General features: G+C 28.9%; 28 protein-coding genes. All 28 read right to left on the bottom strand.

The genetic code is table 11. The features are described from left to right. The 28 genes from L1S46_RS14145 to L1S46_RS14010 all read right to left on the bottom strand — a co-directional run bounded on the left by L1S46_RS14145 (position 1) and on the right by L1S46_RS14010 (position 21,649). Positions 1-810, bottom strand: a complete 810-nt coding sequence (locus L1S46_RS14145) for a TlyA family RNA methyltransferase (protein ID WP_238900286.1) — start codon at positions 808-810, stop codon at positions 1-3. Positions 811-822: 12 nt separating this feature from the next. After that, positions 823-2,679: a 1-deoxy-D-xylulose-5-phosphate synthase gene (dxs, locus tag L1S46_RS14140; protein WP_238900285.1), complete on the bottom strand. Its 1,857-nt coding sequence runs from the start codon at positions 2,677-2,679 to the stop codon at positions 823-825. Positions 2,680-2,696: 17 nt separating this feature from the next. Then, entirely contained in the window at positions 2,697-3,566 is an 870-nt protein-coding gene (locus L1S46_RS14135; RefSeq protein ID WP_238900284.1) for a polyprenyl synthetase family protein, read from the bottom strand. Then, complete coding sequence (locus tag L1S46_RS14130) at positions 3,553-3,777, bottom strand: exodeoxyribonuclease VII small subunit (RefSeq protein WP_011969028.1); 225 nt, start codon at positions 3,775-3,777, stop codon at positions 3,553-3,555. The genes L1S46_RS14135 and L1S46_RS14130 overlap by 14 nt, the downstream gene beginning before the upstream one ends. Positions 3,778-3,789: 12 nt before the next feature. Further along, complete coding sequence (xseA, locus tag L1S46_RS14125) at positions 3,790-4,989, bottom strand: exodeoxyribonuclease VII large subunit (protein ID WP_017208899.1); 1,200 nt, start codon at positions 4,987-4,989, stop codon at positions 3,790-3,792. Further along, complete coding sequence (locus tag L1S46_RS14120; protein WP_023974711.1) at positions 4,979-5,827, bottom strand: bifunctional methylenetetrahydrofolate dehydrogenase/methenyltetrahydrofolate cyclohydrolase; 849 nt, start codon at positions 5,825-5,827, stop codon at positions 4,979-4,981. The genes xseA and L1S46_RS14120 overlap by 11 nt, the downstream gene beginning before the upstream one ends. Before the next feature lie 127 nt (positions 5,828-5,954). Continuing rightward, positions 5,955-6,356, bottom strand: coding sequence for a transcription antitermination factor NusB (gene nusB, locus L1S46_RS14115; protein ID WP_238900283.1), 402 nt, complete (start codon positions 6,354-6,356; stop codon positions 5,955-5,957). Positions 6,357-6,487: 131 nt separating this feature from the next. Next, entirely contained in the window at positions 6,488-6,868 is a 381-nt protein-coding gene (locus L1S46_RS14110; RefSeq protein WP_011969024.1) for an Asp23/Gls24 family envelope stress response protein, read from the bottom strand. A 101-nt stretch (positions 6,869-6,969) separates the two neighbouring features. Then, a complete protein-coding gene (locus tag L1S46_RS14105) occupies positions 6,970-7,485 on the bottom strand; it encodes a SpoIIIAH-like family protein (protein WP_238900282.1) in 516 nt (171 codons plus the stop codon). Positions 7,486-7,524: 39 nt separating this feature from the next. Continuing rightward, complete coding sequence (gene spoIIIAG, locus L1S46_RS14100) at positions 7,525-8,145, bottom strand: stage III sporulation protein AG (RefSeq protein ID WP_017208896.1); 621 nt, start codon at positions 8,143-8,145, stop codon at positions 7,525-7,527. Between the two features lie 11 nt (positions 8,146-8,156). Then, positions 8,157-8,756: a stage III sporulation protein AF gene (gene spoIIIAF, locus L1S46_RS14095; RefSeq protein ID WP_039770559.1), complete on the bottom strand. Its 600-nt coding sequence runs from the start codon at positions 8,754-8,756 to the stop codon at positions 8,157-8,159. A gap of 6 nt (positions 8,757-8,762) precedes the next feature. Next, a complete protein-coding gene (gene spoIIIAE, locus L1S46_RS14090) occupies positions 8,763-10,052 on the bottom strand; it encodes a stage III sporulation protein AE (RefSeq protein WP_238900281.1) in 1,290 nt (429 codons plus the stop codon). Between the two features lie 10 nt (positions 10,053-10,062). Further along, positions 10,063-10,446 carry a stage III sporulation protein AD gene (gene spoIIIAD / locus L1S46_RS14085; RefSeq protein ID WP_011969019.1) on the bottom strand — a complete coding sequence of 128 codons (384 nt, stop codon included), beginning with the start codon at positions 10,444-10,446 and terminating at the stop codon, positions 10,063-10,065. Between the two features lie 11 nt (positions 10,447-10,457). Next, a complete protein-coding gene (gene spoIIIAC, locus L1S46_RS14080; protein WP_011969018.1) occupies positions 10,458-10,655 on the bottom strand; it encodes a stage III sporulation protein AC in 198 nt (65 codons plus the stop codon). 64 nt (positions 10,656-10,719) lie between these two features. Further along, complete coding sequence (gene spoIIIAB, locus L1S46_RS14075) at positions 10,720-11,238, bottom strand: stage III sporulation protein SpoIIIAB (RefSeq protein WP_023974715.1); 519 nt, start codon at positions 11,236-11,238, stop codon at positions 10,720-10,722. Beyond that, entirely contained in the window at positions 11,226-12,146 is a 921-nt protein-coding gene (gene spoIIIAA / locus L1S46_RS14070) for a stage III sporulation protein AA (protein WP_023974716.1), read from the bottom strand. Before spoIIIAA ends, spoIIIAB begins: the two co-directional genes overlap by 13 nt. 154 nt (positions 12,147-12,300) lie before the next feature. Further along, positions 12,301-12,666 (bottom strand): CD1247 N-terminal domain-containing protein, encoded by a 366-nt coding sequence (locus tag L1S46_RS14065; RefSeq protein ID WP_011969015.1) that lies wholly within the window; start codon positions 12,664-12,666, stop codon positions 12,301-12,303. A 90-nt stretch (positions 12,667-12,756) separates the two neighbouring features. Further along, positions 12,757-13,314 (bottom strand): elongation factor P, encoded by a 558-nt coding sequence (gene efp / locus L1S46_RS14060; protein WP_023974718.1) that lies wholly within the window; start codon positions 13,312-13,314, stop codon positions 12,757-12,759. 321 nt (positions 13,315-13,635) lie between these two features. Continuing rightward, positions 13,636-14,004 (bottom strand): hypothetical protein, encoded by a 369-nt coding sequence (locus L1S46_RS14055; protein WP_011969013.1) that lies wholly within the window; start codon positions 14,002-14,004, stop codon positions 13,636-13,638. Next, complete coding sequence (locus L1S46_RS14050) at positions 13,997-14,407, bottom strand: hypothetical protein (protein WP_017208891.1); 411 nt, start codon at positions 14,405-14,407, stop codon at positions 13,997-13,999. The genes L1S46_RS14055 and L1S46_RS14050 overlap by 8 nt, the downstream gene beginning before the upstream one ends. Next, positions 14,358-15,023: a hypothetical protein gene (locus tag L1S46_RS14045; RefSeq protein ID WP_238900280.1), complete on the bottom strand. Its 666-nt coding sequence runs from the start codon at positions 15,021-15,023 to the stop codon at positions 14,358-14,360. The genes L1S46_RS14050 and L1S46_RS14045 overlap by 50 nt, the downstream gene beginning before the upstream one ends. A gap of 64 nt (positions 15,024-15,087) precedes the next feature. Further along, the gene (locus L1S46_RS14040; protein ID WP_041895745.1) at positions 15,088-15,510 is read right to left on the bottom strand and encodes a hypothetical protein; all 423 of its coding nucleotides are present in this window, start codon (positions 15,508-15,510) and stop codon (positions 15,088-15,090) included. Further along, complete coding sequence (locus L1S46_RS14035; protein WP_238900279.1) at positions 15,501-15,965, bottom strand: hypothetical protein; 465 nt, start codon at positions 15,963-15,965, stop codon at positions 15,501-15,503. The genes L1S46_RS14040 and L1S46_RS14035 overlap by 10 nt, the downstream gene beginning before the upstream one ends. Continuing rightward, positions 15,955-16,380, bottom strand: a complete 426-nt coding sequence (locus tag L1S46_RS14030) for a hypothetical protein (RefSeq protein WP_238900278.1) — start codon at positions 16,378-16,380, stop codon at positions 15,955-15,957. The genes L1S46_RS14035 and L1S46_RS14030 overlap by 11 nt, the downstream gene beginning before the upstream one ends. Next, entirely contained in the window at positions 16,377-16,823 is a 447-nt protein-coding gene (locus tag L1S46_RS14025) for a type II secretion system protein (RefSeq protein WP_238900277.1), read from the bottom strand. The genes L1S46_RS14030 and L1S46_RS14025 overlap by 4 nt, the downstream gene beginning before the upstream one ends. Then, entirely contained in the window at positions 16,820-17,935 is a 1,116-nt protein-coding gene (locus L1S46_RS14020; protein WP_238900276.1) for a type II secretion system F family protein, read from the bottom strand. The genes L1S46_RS14025 and L1S46_RS14020 overlap by 4 nt, the downstream gene beginning before the upstream one ends. Beyond that, entirely contained in the window at positions 17,928-18,404 is a 477-nt protein-coding gene (locus L1S46_RS14015) for an ATPase, T2SS/T4P/T4SS family (RefSeq protein WP_238900275.1), read from the bottom strand. The genes L1S46_RS14020 and L1S46_RS14015 overlap by 8 nt, the downstream gene beginning before the upstream one ends. Before the next feature lie 188 nt (positions 18,405-18,592). Further along, positions 18,593-21,649, bottom strand: coding sequence for a metallophosphoesterase (locus L1S46_RS14010; RefSeq protein WP_238900274.1), 3,057 nt, complete (start codon positions 21,647-21,649; stop codon positions 18,593-18,595). Positions 21,650-21,723: the final 74 nt, after the last annotated feature.

The raw sequence follows: 21,723 nt of genomic DNA, 5'->3' as shown, positions 1-21,723 counted from the left end.
TTAAATTTCTATGTGTGAATTTTCAACAACTTCATCTATATCATCTTTTCCAAAATCACTCTTTTTATTTTTATCCTTTGTAAAATACACTAAATATTCTCTATTTCCTTCTGGCCCTTTAATAGGAGAAAAACTCACACCTAAAACATTTAAGTTTTGCTGTAATAAAAAGTCTACAATATCATGCACTACTTCTTTATGTGTGCTTATCTCTCTTACAACGCCTTTTTTTCCTACTTTCTCGCGTCCAGCTTCAAATTGAGGCTTTATAAGTGCAACAACTTCTCCATCATCTTTTAGCAAATTTATTGTCGCAGGCATTATTTTTTTTAGTGATATAAAAGATACATCTATAGATGCAAAGTCTAAAGGTTCTCCTATATCTTCTAGAGTAACATATCTTATATTTGTTCTTTCCATACAAACTATTCTTTCGTCAGTTCTAAGTTTCCATGCAAACTGTCCATACCCAACATCTACAGAAAACACTTTAGAAGCACCGTTTTGAAGCATGCAATCAGTGAACCCGCCTGTGGATGCCCCTATATCCATACACACTTTATTCTCTAATGATATGCTATAAGTTTTCATTGCTTTTTCTAATTTAAGTCCACCTCTGCTAACATACTTAAGTGTTTCTCCTCGATATTCAATATTAGCATTAGAACTTACTTTCTCACCAGCCTTATCTACTTTCTGGCCATCAACATAAACTTTACCTTCCATTATACAAGCTTTTGCTTTTTCTCTAGAATTAATTATGCCCTTTTCTACTAAAAGTAAATCAAGTCTTTCTTTTTTTTCCGCCATTTGTTTCTCCTTTTAATCATAAAGCTTCATAACAATCTTGCTTATATTCTCGTAATCTAATTTATATGTTTTGTACAAGATTTCTACATTTCCCTGAGGAATAAATTCATCATCATATCCAAGTGATCTAATAGTTCCTTTATAATCTATTTCACTTAAATAATCTTTTACAGCTGAACCTAATCCGCCTTTTATAATGTTATCCTCTATTGTTAAAATATTATATCCTTCTTTTTTTATATTTTCTAGTAATTTTTTATCAATTGGCTTAACAAATGTTGCATTAATAACCATTGGATTTAATCCTTTCTCATATAGGAATTCTTTTGCAATCATTGCATGTTGAACCATCCTGCCAGTTGCAATAATACAAACCTTAGAACCTCTATTTACTATTTCCCATTGTCCTTCTACTACCTCTTTAATTGGTGAAAGAGTATCAATTATGTTTCCACCCTTTGGATATCTTATTGCAACTGGCGCATTTTTGTTAATTGCCCATTTTAATAAAACATCAACTTCTTCTAGACATTTTGGTACAACTATATGTATATTAGGGATCATAGATAAATAGGATAAATCATTAATACCTTGATGAGTTTCACCGTCTTCTCCAACTATTCCCGCTCTATCTATCGCAAATACTACTGGAAGATTTTGAATACAAACATCATGCAATACCTGGTCAAACGCCCTTTGTAGAAATGTTGAATAAACTGCGAAAACAGGTTTTAAACCATTACTCGCCATCCCAGCAGCAAGAGTAACTGCATGTTCTTCTGCTATTCCAACATCAAAGAATCTATCTCTAAATTTCTGTGAAAAACACTTAAGTCCTGTACCTTCTGGCATAGCTGCTGTAATTGCAACTATTTTTTCATCTTGAGCTCCAAGATTTACTAGTGCCTTTCCAAATGCCTTTGAATAGCTATTCTTTGGTGATGCATTTGATTCACCGCTTTCTAAATTAAATGCTCCTACCGCATGGTACTTACTTGGACTTTCTTCTGCTAGCGCATAACCTTTTCCTTTTTGAGTTAAAATATGTATTATTACTGGTTCGTTTATTTCTTTTGCTTTTATAAACACCTCTGTCATTGCATCGATATCATGCCCATCAATTGGTCCAATATATTTTACCCCCATGTTTTCAAAAAACATAGATGGAACTATTAATTGCTTTATGCTATCTTTAACTTTAGATATTTTTCCCGCTATATTTTTACCTAGATTTGAGTTATCTAAAGATGCATGAATATCAGTCTTTAACTTATTGTATACTGGAGCTATTCTAAGTTTATTTAAATATCGTGATAATCCTCCGACATTTGTTGAAATTGACATCTGGTTATCATTTAATATAATTATTAATTTTGTTTTTCTAAACCCAACATCATTTAGAGCCTCGATTGCCATTCCACCTGTTAGCGCACCATCACCTATAACAGAGATAACATTATATTTTTCTTTCTTTAAATCTCTTGCCCTTGCAATTCCAAGAGCTGCTGATATTGAAGTACTACTATGGCCTGTGTCAAAATAATCATATTTACTTTCATTTCTCTTAGGAAATCCACTTATTCCATCATATTTCCTAAGCTTTTTAAATCCTTCTTTTCTTCCAGTCAAAATTTTGTAAATATAACTCTGATGCCCTACATCCCATACTATTTTATCTTTATCAAAACTAAAGGCTTTAAATAAACTTAATGTTAATTCAACAACCCCTAAATTAGATGCTAAATGGCCACCAGTTTTAGATACACTATCTATTAAAAATTTTCTAATCTCACTACTTAAAACTTTATAATCTTCTTCATTAAGCTTTTTTAAATCTTCTGGAAAATTTAATTTATCCAGTAAGTTCATAACAATCATTCCCTCTATTAATTTTCTCTATTTAAAAGAGTATATGTAAGTTCAACTAAGCAATCTGAATTAACACTCAAACTTTTAAGAATAGATATGCATTCTTTAGTTAAAGTTTCGCATAGTTCTTTACACTTATCTAATCCAAAAACCGATATAAAATTTGTTTTATTATGTTCTTGATCTGCATGTATATTTTTACCTAATACATTACTATCTCCAATAACATCTAATATATCATCTTTTATTTGAAAAACAAGCCCTAGCTTTTCACCATATTCCCTTAATAATCTCAAATCATCTTCAGGCGCTTCAGCTAAAATTGCTCCTGAAACTATTGCTGCTCTGATAAGTGCACCTGTTTTTTTAGCATGCATATATTCTAACTCATCTTGCGATATCTTCTTTCCTTCTGAAATAATATCTACTACTTGACCTCCTATCATACCTTCTGCGCCTGCCGCAACTGCTATCTCATGTGCTGCTCTTAAAGCATTGTTTTCACTTTTTATCGCATAATCCATCATTATTATCATAGCTTCATTTAATAAAGCATCTCCTGCAAGAACTGCTATATTTTCCTGAAATTTAATATGATTTGTTGGTTTTCCTCTTCTTAAATCGTCATTATCCATACAAGGAAGGTCATCGTGAATTAATGAATATGTATGAATCATTTCCATAGCAGCCGCCATTGGTATAACTTTCCTATAATCTTCTTTGTATATATAATAAGTTAGCGAAAGCAATATTGGTCGTATTCTTTTTCCGCCTATATTCAAACTATAGCTACATGAATCATATATAATTCTATTAAAACTTCCTTTTTCACTGAAGTAATTTTCCAAATATTCATTAATATCTTTTTTTAAATTATTTATCTCCATAATCTTCACTAAACTCCAATTCTTTATCATCTTTAATTATAGAAATTTTAGCTTCATAGGAATCTAAAATCTTATAAATCTTATTTACAAGTTTAACACCTTCTTCATAAGATTTCATAGATTCCTCAAGATTCAAGTCATCTGTTTCTAAATTGCTTAATATATCTTGAAGTTTAGTTAACATTTCTTCATAACTTTCTTTTTTAGCCATATCTCAAACTCCTCATTTTGATGGTATGAATTTTCCTTCTATATTACCATCTTTAAGAATAACTTCTATATTTTTATCTTCATTTAGCTGTTCTTTCGATGTAATAATATTGTTTTCATTATCTTTTATTATAGCATATCCTTTTGAAATTACCTTAATTGGATTATGAGCAAAAAGCAAATTATTTAAATTTTCTACTTTGTTCTTTTCTCCTTTAATTTTCGTTCTCATTGCAAAATTCAACCTATCTTGTAATCTATCCACTTCTAAATATGAATTAGATATTTTAGCCATCGGAGAATGAACCTTTAAAATTCTTTGAGCTCCTGATAAATTATTTCTACAAGTATCTAATCTATCACTTATATACTTATCTAAATTCTTTGAAATATCTAGTAATCTATCTTTTATATTATCACTAAGCGGAACAGCAATCTCGGCTCCTTGAGAAGGTGTTGCTGCCCTGACATCTGCTACAAAATCACAAATCGTAAAATCTATCTCATGCCCTACTGCTGAAATTATGGGTATTTTAGAGTTGAAAATCGCCTTAGCCAACTCCTCTTCATTAAAATTCCATAATTCCTCTATGGAACCTCCGCCTCTGCCTACTATAATTATATCTACTGATTTCTTTCTATTAAAATAACTAATTCCAGAAATGATATCCTTGTAGGCACCTGCACCTTGTACTTTTGCCGGATATAGGACTACATCCACAAGACTGCTTCTTCTAGTTGAAACATTTATAATATCTCTTATTGCCGCTCCTGTTGGCGATGTAACTATTCCTATTCTCTGAGGATACTTTGGTAATTCCTTTTTATATGCTTCATCAAAATATCCTTCTTTAGATAGTTTTTCTTTAAGTTTCTCAAATTTAATGAATAAATCTCCTAATCCTTCTTTTCTTATCTCATCACAATAAAGTTGGAAGCTTCCAGTGGCAGGATATATTGATGCCCTACCTTTAATAATAACTTCCATTCCTTCTTCTAATGGAAAATCTAATAATACTGCATTACTTTTAAACATAACGCAATTTATCCTGCCACTACTATCTTTAAGCGTAAAGTAAATATGCCCACTACTATGATACTTCAAATTAGAAATCTCCCCTTTTACAGAGAGATTACTTAAGATAAAGTCATTGTCTAACATTCTTTTTATATAATTTGTGACCTCTGAAACAGTTAAAGTCTTAATATTCATTTTCCTGTAAAGCCTCACATGCATTTTTTATTAATAAAGTAGTTGTTAACGAGCCAACCCCACCTGGAACTGGAGTTAAATATCTACATTTATCTATTACCTTATCAAAATCTACATCTCCAGTTATTTTACCCTCAAAAGATGATGTTCCAACATCTATTACAATCGCATTTTCATTTACGTATGTTTCATCAATGAATTTTGGTCTTCCTATAGCTACTACTAAAATATCTGCATTCTTGCAAACTTCTCTGAGATTCTTAGTTTTTGAATGACAAATTGTAACTGTTGCATTTTCATTCAATAAAAGCTGAGCTACTGGCTTTCCAACTATGTTGCTTCTTCCAAGGACTACAACATTCTTCCCTACAATATCTATGTTTAGACTTTTAATTAAGGTAATTACTGAATTAGGTGTACAAGGTAAAAATTTTGGCTCTCCCATATATAGTTTTCCTTGACTCTCAAATGTAAGACAATCAATATCCTTATTAGGAGATATTTGCTTGATAATTTTCTTTTCATCAAAATTATTCGGAAGTGGCAACTGTAGAATAATTCCATGAATATTATTATCTTCATTTAATTTATGTATTTCTGCTATAACATCTTCGTCATTGCAAGTTTCTGGTAAAGTTAATTTTAGAAACTCAACTCCAAGAGAATTAGCTACTTTCTCTTGACTGCCCATATAATAAATAGATCCACCATCATTTCCAACTAATATTGATGCAATTTTAGGAACTTGAAGATTTTTTTCTTTTCTATTATTAACAAAATTTTTTATTTCTTCTTTCACTTTTAATGCAACTTCTTTACCATTAATAATTTGCCCCATTTTATCATTCTACCTACTTTCACTTTGTAATCCTATTTTATATAATTTTAAGTATCTTTATTGCAAATATTCTAAACATAATTAAATTATAAATCATGTATATTTAAAATGTATTAGTATATAAAAATCAGTCCTGCTTAATCTTATCTAGTACTCCGTTTATAAACGATACACTTTTTTCATCTGAATATCTTCTTGTAATTTCTAAAGCTTCGTTGATTGCAACACCTCTTGGTACTTCCCTATCATATAATAATTCGTATGTTGCAATTCTTAAAATGCTTAAATTAACTTTAGATATTCTTTCAATTTTCCAGTTATGTAAATTCTCTTGTATAACTTTGTCAATTGCTTCTTTATTATTGTTTACACCAATTAACACTTGTTTTACATATGTTAAGTCAATCTCTTTTATATCCCCTTCATAATTCTCTACAAATGCTTCCATTGCATCTTCCATTGTATCTTTGCTCAAAGTCATTCCAAATAGTAACTCCATAGCCTTTTCCCTTGATAATTTTCTGTTCATATATTCCTCCTAAATATGTATCATAGTTAATTATGTACATTTATCATTATACACACTTTTGCTTTCTTTTAAACCTTGGTTAATTTCAGCATAGAAACACCCTCTGAAAGCTTCAGAGGGTGAAAATCAAACTAGTTAGATTCACTTTCTTCCTTTTTTGATATATAAATATTCTGAACATAGATATTAACGGCTTCAACATATAGTCCCGTCATAGCTTCCACGGTTTTCTTAACATTATCTTGCACCTGAGGCACAACTTCCATTATTTTTTTACCATATTCAACTGATACGTTCATATCTATAATTGCTTTATCTTCTTCTAGAGTAACTTTACTTGCTTTAGCGGTGTTCTTTTTACCTTTAAATATGTTTGTTAAGTTGTTTGCAACACCCATTTGAGCATCTAATATTCCATCAATCTCCTGAGCAGCAATTCCTGCAATAACGCTTACTACCTCATCAGAAATTTTAACTACTCCGATATTTTCTTCTCTAACTAAATCTTCCATGTTACTTTAACCTCCTAGGTTTTGTGATAACAAAACATGATAATCTTGTGTTCATTATATCAAATATAATTTAACATTACAAATATATTATGGTTTTTATACTATTTTTGTACTTGTATTATTACGTCTTTAATTTTTGATATCTCTTGAACTATTTCTTGTATATCCACAGTTTCACTTTCTTGAAGTTCATTAGGTGATTTAACAATTACTGTTGCTTTATCTGATTGTAACATACATAAAGCATCCTCATAGCCTTTATTTTTGATACTTAATTCTATTCTTCCTTCACTATCTTTTGTCATTGTTTTTTGTGTTAACTCTTTTGTTGCTTGATCCTTTTGCTCCTTTGATGTATTTGCATCTGAAATTATTGAATTTAAAGTTTGTATTGTAGTTGAATCCTGCTGATCTCTTTCGCTTCGCGCATCATAAAAATAATTTTGTTGACTTAAAGCCTGTGTATCTTGTTCAGTTTTTGATTGATCAGTAGATAAAACCTGGCTTAAATCTGTTGGATCATTTAGCCCTCCGTTATTAAGTTTTGCTGCTAGCATTCCTACACATAATATTAATGCTAATAATGTAAATATAATCCCACATTGTTTCTTTGTCATAATATTCTTCCTCCCATTCTTTTTCTATAAAATTATATGCTACTTCTTCATGCTATATACATTAACCTTATCTAAACTTAAGTTATATAGTTTTGACACAGCTTGTTCTATTCCATATTTTATCTTGCTATTGTCAGCACCTTCTGCAAGTATTATTATCCCAGTAATTTTAGGCTTATATGTTTTCAAAATAAATGGTTCATTATTTCCATCAGATGTTGTCATTACAGTTTTTGACGCATCTGTGTCTTGATTTGTAACTCTTTTTCCACCCTCGGTATCATTTTCCTCTGTAGTTGACTTTTGATTATTCTTATCATACGCTGGGACTTTTTCTCCCCCATTTTCAAAAGACATCATTACCTCAACATCACCAACTCCATTCATTTTCTTTAATATGTTTTTTAAATCATTTTTTTGTTTTTCTTCATAATTTTTTTCATCTGATTCATTATTTATTTTAGTATCATCTACATTTTCTGCATTTGTTTTAGCTGCGGTAGATGATAGTTTATTGCTGCTAAAATTATTGTTGCCAGATGAAAATACATTCATAGCAATAAGTATAAATGCAAGTATTATACAAACTGCTATAAGACTTTTCATCTTTTTCTGCTCTAGTATTTTGCTAAATTCTTTTTTAAATTTATCTTTATCCATATATATACCTCCTACTCCTCTAATCCATATACTTCTATTTTCTCCTTTGGAATGTTTAATTCATTGCTTGCAAAATCAGCTATTTCACTATATTCCGCATTTTTTCCTTCGTTATTTTCATCTGCACCTTTGCTTATTACTATTTTTTTTATTTTATTTATTTTATTACTACTTACACCTATCCTAAGTTTCTTTACATTTATAGCTACTTTACTAAAATCCACATCACAATCAACTTCGCTCTTAAAGTTCATCTCTTTGAAATTATTTTTTAAAATGTTATCACAATTTTTATTAAAGTTGGCTACAAATGCTTTTTTTCTCTCATCATCTGTATTACTTTTGCTTAATGTATTTATACTGTCAAAATTAGCTGTATCTCTATCTTTTGAAAATGCTTGTTCATAATTATTAATGACATCTGTAAAGTTTTTTTCTCCACCTTCTACAATTTGCAAGATTGGATTTAATATAATCGTTATTAATATTAATCCCAATACAAATTTTATATATTTCTTCATCTTACTAGGAGCAATCATCTCTACAGCGCTCATAAATATAAGAACAGTCACAAGGGTAATTACAAATTTTTTTAAAGCTTCCATAAACATAGTATTTTATCCTCCAACTATAAACCTACCAGTGGATGCCATGATGCCTATTAATATAAAAAACATAAAGCTTACAGTTAATACACATGATATTATAAGCATCATGGAACTTCCCGCTGCCTCCAATGACTTCGTTATTCTCGAATCGCTTATTGGTTCTATTAATGCTGCTGATAATTTATATATAAACTCTATAAGAACCAACTTAATAAGGGGATGTAAGAGAATTAAGATAATTACAACTAACCCTATTGAACTTATAGCGTTTTTTATTATAAGTGAATATCCAGCAACAGAAGTAATCGCATCCGAAAAGGCTTTTCCAACAATAGGAATAAAGTTGTCTACAGCGAATTTTGCCGTCTTTAGTGTTACTGCATCAATCGTAGTTGATGTAATTCCTCTAATCGTTAATAATCCTATAAAAATTGTTACTATGATTCCCTGAAACCATATAATGATCTGCTTAAACAACTTACACAAATTATTTATTTTATGCTCTGCTGATATGTTATTCGCAAATTCTAATACAAATCCCATTAATATCATTGGAATTATCACATTGGAATAAACTTTAGGTATAAATACAACTGCACCAAGTACTATAGGATCTAATGTAGTAGCCGCTGCTATTCCTCCAGCAAGAGAAATCATAGTCACAAGAATAGGGAGAAGCGCACTCATAAAATCTGAAATATTATTTATTACATCTTTAGCAACTGAAATTGAAATTATAAAACTCTTTGATAGCACCATTATTATTAAGGCGTAGCATGCATAAAATGCTACTTGGGATATACTTTCACCTGAAAATGCATCTTGTAGATTTTTTAGTAGTGAACATATTATTACTATTGTAACTATTGATATTACTAAAGATAATACACTTTTCACTTCTTTAAATATTATGCTTAATGCTGCTTTTAGAAGTGTATCAATTGAAAGATTCCCTTTACCTTCTTTGATATAAGTTTCGACATATTCAACTGGATTTAAATTGTTCATGAGCTCAACATCTGTTTTCATTTTGCTTATATATTCATATAGCGAATTAATTTCTTCTTTCGCACTTCCCCCTAATTCATCTATGTTAACTTCATTTTCAGAAGATTGTTTACTTTTATTCTTATCATAAAAGTTTGTGTTATTACCTGTTTCAATATCAACTTTATTATTTACTTCTGCCGCATAAATAGTTCTCGATTCAATAAAAGAATCACCTGTCACAGCCGAAATAAATATGTTAATCATAAGGCTCATTAATACTATAAACGTAACTCTTTTTATCATCTTCATATATAAACACCTACATTATCTGCAATATAGAATTTAATACTGCCATAAGTATCGGAATTGCTAGTACTAAAATCATTATTTTACCTGATAAATCTATTTGAGTCGCAAGGCTATCGGCATTAGCATCCTTACATAATGCACTTGAAAATGATGCTATATATGCTATAGCCAAAATCTTTAGTACTATTCCAATATATACCATATCAATATTGGCTTTATCTGCAATTTCTTTTACAAAGTCTATCACTTGTCTAAGTGGCTCTATCATAATAAGAAGAATTAATGCACCCGCAGTTAGAACAAGGAATGTATTTAATTCATTTTTAGATTGCTTGAATAATAGCATAATAAATAATGTTATAAACGCTATGCCTACAATTTTTACTATTAACATAATCTGCATCCCTACATTACAAACATAGTTTTAACAGTACTAAATAAATCCCCTATGATCGAAACTATCATAAGCAGAATTATTACAACTCCTGCAATATTTGTTATAGCTGCAATCTCACCTTTTCCACTGCTAGTAAGAACCTTATCTAATACTACTAAAAGTATCCCAGCTCCTCCAATTTTAAAAAGTATAGTTATATCATGCATTTATCTTCCTCCAATCCTTATTTAGTATAATTATTTTAGCTATTATAAATTATTTATAATGACCTCATATCATAAATATGATTATCATTGCTCCCAAACATACTCCAAGATATCTATAAAGCTTTGTATTCTTCTTTGCATTTTCCTCTGCATCACTTAGATTTATTTTTATTCCTTCAATCGCCAATAAGAATATTTTTTCTTGTCCATAAACACCTGATTCTCCAAGAGACTTAAAAAAATCTGACATTATCTTTCTGTCATCACGTTCAAGATAAAATTCATTTTCCAACACTTCAAACTCCTCTAATGCTGCTTCATATACGCTTTCTACATTCCCTTTTAGTAATCTATTAACCACTAATTCAATAAAATTGCTCAGAGGCTTGCACACTTTATGTGATAAATTTCCTAAAGCTTCAGGCAAAGGAGTTGTTCCATAAACTATATCATTTTGGAGAATTGTTAAAGATTTCAATATCTCTTTAAGCTGCTCCTGCCTTTTCTTGAAAGTTTCTCCATATGCAAATCCTATATATGTGCTTATAATAAATATGCATACTATAAGAATTAATTTAAGCACATACTCTCACCTCCTTTTATGCTATACACATTTTCAACTGTTCCAATACCATTTCTATTACTTAATATTATTACTCTTTCCAAAATCTCATTATCTAATAAGTCACTAAGGACCCTTCTCTTATATAGATCTTCTATTGTAAAACCATGGATTGTTGTTATTATATTTACGCCAGAATTGAACGCCATAATAAGTGCTTCTACATCTCCCTTAGTACCTATTTCATCGCAAATTAGTACTTCCGGAGAAAGACTTCTAATTGCCATGATTAACCCTTCTCTTTTTAAACAGTTATCTAATACATCTGTTCTGATTCCTAAATCGCTTTGAGGAATTCCAAAATAGCAGGCTCCTATTTCACTTCGTTCATCTATCACCGCCACCTTCTTACCAGCAATCCCCAAAGATGGCATTCCACTTGATATATTTCTAGCTATGTCTCGTAAAATTGTTGTCTTTCCACATTTAGGTGGAGAAATTATTATAGTATTATAAACTTTATATGCTGATGTAATATATTTCATAACCTTATTTGAACATCCAATTACTTCTCTGCAAATTCTTATATTTACAGATGAAATATTTCGTATAGTCTTTACTTCACCCTTTTCCATTACACATTCACCAGCTATGCCGATCCTATGTCCACCTTTAATTGTTATAAATCCTTGCCTTATATCTTCTTCATAGGCATATAATGAATAATTGGAAACTTTTTGCATAATACTTTTCATATCTTCCTTTGTAGAAATATAATTAATAATACTTTCTCCATATTTTGAGTAAACTAAAATTGGTTTCCCAATTTTAATTCTAAGCTCATATACCTGTTCCTTATTAAGCCTATCCTTAAGTAAATTGCCTATTTTAGTTGGAAAAATTCCTACTATCTCTTCTTCACCAATCAAAACTCCACTGCCTCCTCCATCGTTCTCTTAATTAATTAATATTTAATATCTCCCCAAAATATTACTGAATTATAATAAAAATATGTAAATTAAAAAATGGCTATCTTAAATTTAACTTTAAGATAGCCATTTTATTTATATATTTAATAATTAATTATCCTTTTATATTCTTTTTACAATAAGGACATGGAATTTCTTCGTTATTGCTTAGGGTAGATTGTTCAATAAAAATTGGTTTATTACAATGAATACAGTTTATTTCCGTATATTCATCTTCGATATCATTTAATTCATCTATAGACATCTCTTCAAATAGTTCATCTTGAATATTTGATAAATCATCATCCATAAATCTAATATTTTCTTCCAATGTTTCTTGATTTACAGTCAACTCTTCTATTCTTTGATTCATAACTTCTAAAATAGAATATACATTATCAAAACATTCTTTATAATCCTTATTTTCTATTTTAGATAAATTCTTTTTTAAAGCTTCAATCTCTTTGCTAAGCTCTTCCATATCTTTTCACTTCCTTCTCTTTATTTGTAAAAATGTTGAGATTAAATATAAAATAAAGTTGCTAAGCTTCTCGCTTAGCAACTATATAGCTTAAACTCTTTCCATGTATTCGCCAGTTCTAGTGTCTACTCTTATAACATCACCTTCATTAACAAACATAGGAACATTAACTATCGCACCTGTTTCAAGTGTAGCTGGTTTCATTGCATTAGTAGCAGTGTTTCCTTTAACACCTGGTTCAGATTGTGTTATTAATAATTCAACAAAGTTTGGAGCTTCTACTGAGAATGCATCACCTTTAAAGAATTTTATTGTTGCAAACATATTTTCTTTTAAGAATCTTATTGCATCTTCAACTTTTTCATAGTTTAAAGGAATTTGCTCATATGTTTCTTGATCCATGAAGTAATATAATTCTCCATCTGAATAAAGATATTGCATTTCTTTTCTTTCAATTACTGCTTCTTGTAATTTTGTAGTTGGGTTGAATGTTGTATCTGTAACTCCACCTGAAATTACATTTCTAAGTTTAGTTCTTACGAATGCTGCTCCTTTACCTGGCTTAACATGTAAAAATTCTACTACTGTAAATACTTGTCCATCCAATTCAAACGTTGTTCCTTTTCTTATATCTCCTGCTGTTATCATTAAAGATCCCTCCAAATTTATAAAATAAGACATATAATAAATAACACCTCTAAGATGTTCTGTATTCTTTTTGTTACTAAATAAACAACATTACATCAAAGTAATATATTATTCAGTAAATATATTACTTTAGTATTATACAAAACAGACTATCATAATGACTTGTTATTTTTTTAATATGCCTAATTACCGCGTAACTTTTTCCAAATATTAAGCTAATATACTTAATCGTTGACATAACACTCATATTTTATCAAAAGACAATGATAATTGCAATCTTTCTGATTATTTTCCAGTAAAATTTTATAATTTTATAACCTTTTAAACACTTTCCTTAGTGCTTATATCTAATATAATAGAGGTTTCGTCCTTATTTTTATCTATAATATAGTTATTCACATCATAATTTTTTAATTTAGGCAACTCATTTAATAGATCATCTTTACTACCGGATATTTTTATTTTCACATACCATTTACCGTCTTTTTCATTAGCAGAAAGAATATTCTTTTCATTTAAGCAATCTAAATCTCTGTTAATTTGTTTTAAAGTTTTATGATCGTAAAATTTATTTTGATAATTGTATACTTTGATATTATTAGCTTTTTTTATATTATTTATACATAGTATTTGCGTAAAGGCTAATATTATCATTATGCTTAAAATTATATGCTTGAGTAGTCTATTCATATAAGCTTACTCCTAGTTTATATTTTTCATTATCATTTAAATTCATATCATGTATTTCTATAAAACCATTGGAACTTAACTCATCTATATCACTTAAATTATTTACTATTATATCCCCGCCATTATTAGTTATGTGTGCCTCTTCAATATTGTCTTTCATTAAATTTTTTACCCAAATGCTAATATCTTCAAACTTAATCTTACCTTCTTCTAGGTTACTATTTCTATTTAATTTAGAACTTTCTTTAGTTTCACTTATATTTTGAACTACAAACGGAAAAGCAATTAAGTTAATAATTAAAAATAATATTATTACTTTATTCTCCTTTCTAATTGTGTTCATTTCAGCCTTGTTAAAAAATCTTTCTGGAATGAAATCTTTGTTTTTCGTATATATTTTCATTTATAAATTCTCCTATATTCACTTTTTTAGCCTTAGATTTGTTATTGTCTGAAATAATATCAACCGTATTGTCATCAACGTATATTCCTTCGAGATCACCTTTCTTTAAAAGTTTCTCTTCAACAATATGTTTATTTTCAGAAACAAATCCATCATGATATAATCTATCCCTAAATGATACATAATAATAGCATGTATCATATTTTATTAGTGCTTTAAAATTTCTATTATTATCTCTAACTATTTTCATCAAAGCATCTTTTATTATAAATTGAATTGGCTTAATTTCTATATTTATTGCCTTCTCCACTACTTTTTCAACTCTCTTAGACCCCTTTATAGAGTATATTGAAATTACATTTCCCTTTTTCTCAAAATCATATAGTATATCTCCATTTTGAGGAAAATCATTTCTAATTTTTGAATCTACAAAGTTGCATAATTTATATCTTCTTACAGCATTCTCAAAATGGCTCACAAATAATTCTTCTTGAAGTATTACCACCTTTATATTTGAAGTTAATAAACTACTTAATTCTCTAAATTCATTAAAATCATATTTTTTTCCATCATATGTGCAATAATTTTTTTTAATAAATATTATTGATTTTCTCATTAAATACCTCTTTTATAAACTCTTAGTCTAAATGCTTTTATAATTATTCACATTATCATAGATGCTATTTGTTATAGTCATCAAAATTATATGTTGGAATTAAAATTATTTTTTCCCCCTTAAAACTGTAAATAATTGATCTTTTTCTTATTACATCATCTTCTTTGTAAGTTGTTAATAGAAGTTTATTATTATCTTTATTGTATTCGATTATATTATCATCTATTTTTTTATTAAAGTTTTCTGAAAACATATCTTCATTCAGTTTCTCACTATTTACTTTCTCTCTATTAATCTCTATCATAAACTTATTTAACACTTGCTCCTCATTTGAATTCAAATCATACCTATCTTTATCAAAATTGTATAAACAGCTTAGTTCATTGTTGTTTTTCATCATTTTAAACATAAAACACCCTAGAATGCTCATTAAGGATAATACTATCATAGTACTTATTAATACAGTTCCTTTTTTCTTCAAATGCACTTAATAAATTCCCTCCCATCTTTGTCATGTAGTATAAAATAAATTAATTTTCCTTTTCCCTTAATTTCAAGATTGTCTATATCTTCAAGCATAGTATTTATTGTTTGTGTAACATCATTTCTTGTATATTTTATAAAAATTTTTCCGTCATAAGATTTAATTATTTTATCCATGCTATTGAATTCATCATTCTTTAAAAATTTAATTTGGTTATTATTAACTGTTATCTGCTTAATTCCACCTTCACTTATAATATTATCTAAATCTATAAAAAAATTTTGATAGTTATTATACTTTATACTTAACTGAATTGATTCTAAATACGCTCTATACATGGATGTAAACAAACTTATTCCAGATGCCAAAATCATTGTTGTTAAAAAAATATACACTAATGATTCAATAATAGTAAATCCTCTCTTCTTTTTAAAAACATATCCAATTTTATACTTCATCCATCCACCAACTTTTAGTAAACTTTTTTTCCACATTCACTTCATTTTTTCCGACCTTAATATTAGCTACTATTTCTAAATTCAAGCCAATGTCATCCTCACTTATTTTGTTTAACTTAATGTCTTCACCATCTTCTAATTCATCTAGACTTTTATATGTTAATTCTCTACTAAAATCCCCATTATATTTAAATCCAATTTTATTTTCTAACATTTCATGCATTTCTTCATTTGATGTATTGTATTTTAATTCATTTTCCAAATTACTTATTGCCCTATCGACTTCTTCTTGTAAAATTCTTTCCCTTAGTATATTAGAATTTTCTATGCTCGTACTTATAATAAATGTAACAGTCAAAGTTAAAATCATTGCAGACGCTAATGTTTCAATTAATATACTGCCCTGCTTTTTCATATTGCTTCACCATTCTTTATACTAATCAAATCCACTCCAACGCCTATCGTTATATCCTGCTTTACACCGCAATTATCTATTATCTTTATTGTATTCCCCCTAGATATTTTCCCATCTGGCGTTACCAATATATTTATATCTCCACTAATGATTTTTATTTCTTTCGGAATACATACAGTCTTATCTATACTATCCCATCCATCTATAAATTTAATTTCATTTTTACTTGCATTTACAGTTATTTTTCCATAGTTATTCTTTTCTCTACAAACCGCTTTGCCATATGAAAGTAAATTTTGAATCTCATAAATATATTCCGAATTGTCCATATTTTTTGATACATTTCGAGCAAATTTACTTAATGATATTCCTACACTAAGTAAAATTGTTATTATAAAAACACTTACCATAGTTTCTATTAAAGTAAATCCATCGCTTCTCATTTTCTTATTCCACCCTGAAGATTATTAAACAACGGAAGGACAAATATCAGTAGAAATAGAGTTATGAAGCTTGCCATCATAATTATGAAAATCGGGTTTATCATTTTTAAATATTTTTGTATTTTCTCATTAAGTCTATATTCTAGAGTATTTGCTAATTCTTTAAAACCTTCTTCTATTGTTCCACCTTCCTCTCTAATCCTTACAATAGCTAACGCATATTTTGAAAAGACTCCACTTTTCTCCAACGACTCAGTTAGAGTTTCCCCGCTTATAATATTTGAATTTATTTCAGTAATTTTATTTCGTAAATAGATAAAACTCATACTATTTTCACAATATTTAAGAGCCTGTGAAATGTTTATTCCAGTACTTGTTATTATAGAAAAAAGTAATACCATTATATACTCAAAGAAAGATCTTACTATACTTATTTTCGTTAGCCTGTTTATGCTAATTTGATTAGATAAACACTTTGCTAAAATTATTAATATTACACTCCAAGAAAAAATTGCCACACTAGTAAATAGATGATTGTCCTTAAAAGTAATGCTCATATCATATATGACTTGGCAACCTTTTGGTAATTTAATATTCATAGATTTATAAATTTCAAAGAAATTCGGAATCACTTCATTTACCAAAAATATACTAAGTAATATCATTGAAATAAATACAAACACCGGATAAATACATGCATTTTGGATTTCTTTCTTAATAAATATCGATTTATCATAATAGATACTTAATCCCTTTAACACCTCATATAGTTTTCCCGTATTCTCGCCAATTGAAATAATTCCTATGAAGAATTCTGGATATAAGTCTTTAAACTCTGAAAATCCTTGCGACAAACTACTGCCTTGTTTTATTAACTCTAAAACTCCATATAAACTATCCTTATAGATCTTACTTGATAATATATCAGCCACTAAATCTAATGCTTCAGTTATTCTTATTCCATCTTTATAAATCTGTGCTAAACTTCCTGATATTAATGCCAGCTGTTTTTCATTTGTTTTATGCTTAATCTTCATCCCTTTTTTAAAGCTAAAATATGTTATATTTTTAAATCCTCTATAAGTTGAATTTTCCGAATCATTACTATTCATTCAATCTTTCCCCTTCTATAAATTCTATATAATCACTATTAGATATCTTTCCTTGAAGTAATAGTTCTTCCAAATCTTTCTTCATATTTTCATTTGATAGGTATTTGCTATCCTTATATAAATCCATCATCCTTTTTTCACTATTGTCCTGTAAGAAGTGAACCGAACTGATTATTTGTCTTCCTGCATACCCTGAATAATTACACATTTTACAGCCACATTTTTTATATAATATCTTTCCATTCACTGAATTTTCATCATCTATATTCTTACAATCATCACATAAAATCTTAACTAATCTTTGTGATATTATTCCAACTAGCGCATCACTCAATAGATATGGTTTGATCCCCATATTTTCTAATCTTATATAAACTTCCCTTGCTGATTTACAGTGAATAGTGCTATATTCGCTATTATGTGGATGTATATTATTATAGAAATAATCATTATCCGCATTAATAAACATGTATACACTAATTCTATAACTTTTTAAATTATATATTATAGAATTATTATGAATAAGATAGATTTTTAATTTAAATTATTAAGATCTGTTAAAGCTACATGCTATTTTTGATATAATTCTGAACATAATAAAAGAGGCTGTCGCATGACGGATTTTAATCCGCTATGTGACACCCCTTATACTTAATATTAGTTTTGAGCTACAACTTCTTCTTGATTGATAAAATTATTCCACACATTCCTTGATTCACCTTCTATGTCATTAATCACCAAGTTATGTTGCGCTATTTTACTTTCTAAATTTTCTAAGCTTGATAATAGACCTGGCGCAAACTTTTTCCATATCTTTTTTGCTAAATATAAAAATATACAACTATCATATATATTATTCAAATCATACATGATCTCAGCTGTCCAAAATAAAGCATATCCTCTATTGTAATTTGAGGTTAACGTCTCGTCACCTTCTAATAACTGCAGAGATTTTTTATAACATTTAATAGCTTTATTCTCATCTCCCATTTTTTGATAGCATCTTCCTATATTTCCATACTTGTCGCCACTCTCACTTCTTCCGTTGAAAATGGTTAGTGCCTTCTCATAGTTGCCTGTATCTCTCAATAACAACGCACGAGTATATTTTGTATCATGATGTTCCCATGGACTTTGGCAGTTTTGCACTATACTATCATATTCTTTAAGATATTGGAATGCCTTCTGGTAATCTTCAACTCTCCATAAGACAAATATCGAAACAGATAAATATAATGTATGTGGAAGTGTGTTATTGCTTACAAGGCCTTCATATCTTTGCAAATAGTTATACATTTCATCTTTATTTCCTAATAATGAGAGTACATCTATTAAATTTGTTAAAAAAAAGGCCTTATTCTGCACTATTGCAATTTCTTCTTTCTTCCAATCTATTTCATCCAGTATCCTTCTACCTAATGAAACTAATTCCAAATGATATCCGTCATTTTTTAATAAGTTATGAGCCTTACACATAAGTTCAAGTGCTTCCACGTAATTTCTAGAATTTAGACATGTATCAATCGAATCCACTAATTCTTTGCTGTAATTTTTTTCCACAAACTGAGCTTCAAATTTATTTCTATCATAGAATAACATATCTACTAGCTCTGGCTTTAAAAATAAGTATAGTATTTTACATACAAAAGGCTTTTGTCTATCAACTGAATAACTGCCATGTATGAATTCCCTAACTAATGGATGAACTTGATATAACATATCATTTCTATCTTGATGCCATTCTAATAATCCTAGGCTCCTAATTCTAACTATGGCTTTCTGTATATCTTTAAAGTTCGATTCATTATTCATTATAATCTTAATTTGATTTTCACTTAACGGTTTTGGTGATTCTACTAAATGTCTAACAATATTTTGGCACATCTTATTTATTTTACTATTTAATCCTGCCCAGATACTTTCAAAATATCCTTTAACTTTAGCGTTTTTTCCCAAACTATCCCCACTAAGTTGATCAAAACATTGCTTTAGACTAAGTGTATTAACTTGTATTTGACCAGCAATAAGCCCCAACCACCAAGGGTGCCCCTTTGTATAACTAATTATTTTTTTACAATATTCTATATCCTCGCTTGTTTCAACCTTTATATTTCTCTTTTTAAAAAATTGTATCCCATCATTTTCTATCAACCCATTTAGGTTTATAGGCAGAAAATTTGCTCTATTATCCGAAATAGGTATTCTGCAGGTCAGCATAACCAAACTATTGTGCTCTTTTTCAAGTGACATTTCTACTACTTGTGCTAATTCATTAACTATTTGCTGATTTATAATATCTACATATGCATCTATATTGTCAAATACAACTAAAATTTTATTCCTCTTTAAATAGCAATAAAATCTTTTAATTGTATCTTCTATTTTTTCATCCTTATATAAAGAGACTGATTCCTTGCCATTGGATAGAACTTCCATTAGCTCTACTAACTTTAGATGAATGGTTGCAGGTAATTCTCTGCAATCTACCCATAACCCCATATCGAACTTTCTATTTGGACCTTTGGCATATCTTCTTAAAAATTCAGCTGCTAAGGCTGATTTACCTTGACCTCCTACGCCTGATATTACTGCAACCGCAAATTGGTCATCCAATAACTTCTTAAATTCATTATCTCTTCCAATCCATCCAGCTGTTACTGGTACAGGATCTATTTCAATATCAACAGACGTTTCCTCCTGTATGTCCTTAAAACTAAAATTTTGTTTTATTGGTAATACATATTTTCCATCATCATCACAAGTTGAATAGAGTGTAGTGTCTGGATTGAACTTTCCGTTTTTATTAGAAATTCTACACCAACATTCAATTATATTTTCATCAACATTAAATTTATAAATAGAATATCTACATTTTTCTATTTTAGGTTGTCCACTTTCCCTATTTTCTTTTTCTGGATACCCTATGCCTGAAACTAGTTTTACCAATGTAGCATCAGGAGTGCTCTCCGTCCGTAGTTTAGCATCATGTATATGTCCATGTATAAGAACATCCGTACCTATTTTTCTTTTATTTGTTAAATAATCATCAGCTAATTCTTGTTCCTCTGTTTTAAGCCAATTTAATGGATGATGACTAAATGCTATGGTAAGGTCCTGCTTGTCATCTAAATTTAAATGATTCTTAATAGATTCAAGTTGCCAACGGCCAATTATCAAATTATTATAATCAGTACTTCCTACAGTAGTCCATGCTGTATTTAGCATTATACATCTTACTTTAATGTCACTTTTTACAAATTCCTTAACTCCAAAACCTTCTTCAGTATACTTAGTATCTGACATCATATCATTCGCAAAATTATTATATGCTTCAAATCCAATTTTAAAATGTGTCCAATACTTATCTTTAAAATCAATTTGACTTAAATCCTCCGCCTTAATATTATCTAGCATCATTTTTCTAATCTCATCTCTTGGTATATCATGATTACCTGGAACTATAACTAACTTTTCTTTTCCGATTCCTAAATCTTTCATTATATCAGATATAGCATTTTTCGCTATATCATATGCTTTAATATTTCCTCTGTTGACTACATCCCCTGTAATTGCCAATGCATCTATTTCTAAATTATTTTTAGCTACAACCTTTGCCAAATCTTCCTTTAAACCTTCTCTTACTAGTACAAGATTAGGATCTTCAGTACTATCTATATGTAAGTCAGATAAGTGTACTATACAAAATTCCTTCATAACTTATATATTCCCCCTATGACCATGCTTTAATCAGTATAGCGAAATCGCATTTACCTATAATATCTAATTCA

The organism is Clostridium sp. YIM B02500 (assembly GCF_022324665.1).
GTDB classification, from domain to species: domain Bacteria; phylum Bacillota; class Clostridia; order Clostridiales; family Clostridiaceae; genus Clostridium; species Clostridium beijerinckii.
The sequence above is the reverse complement of the archived record's forward strand: the minus strand, read 5'-3'. Positions and strand labels throughout refer to the sequence as shown.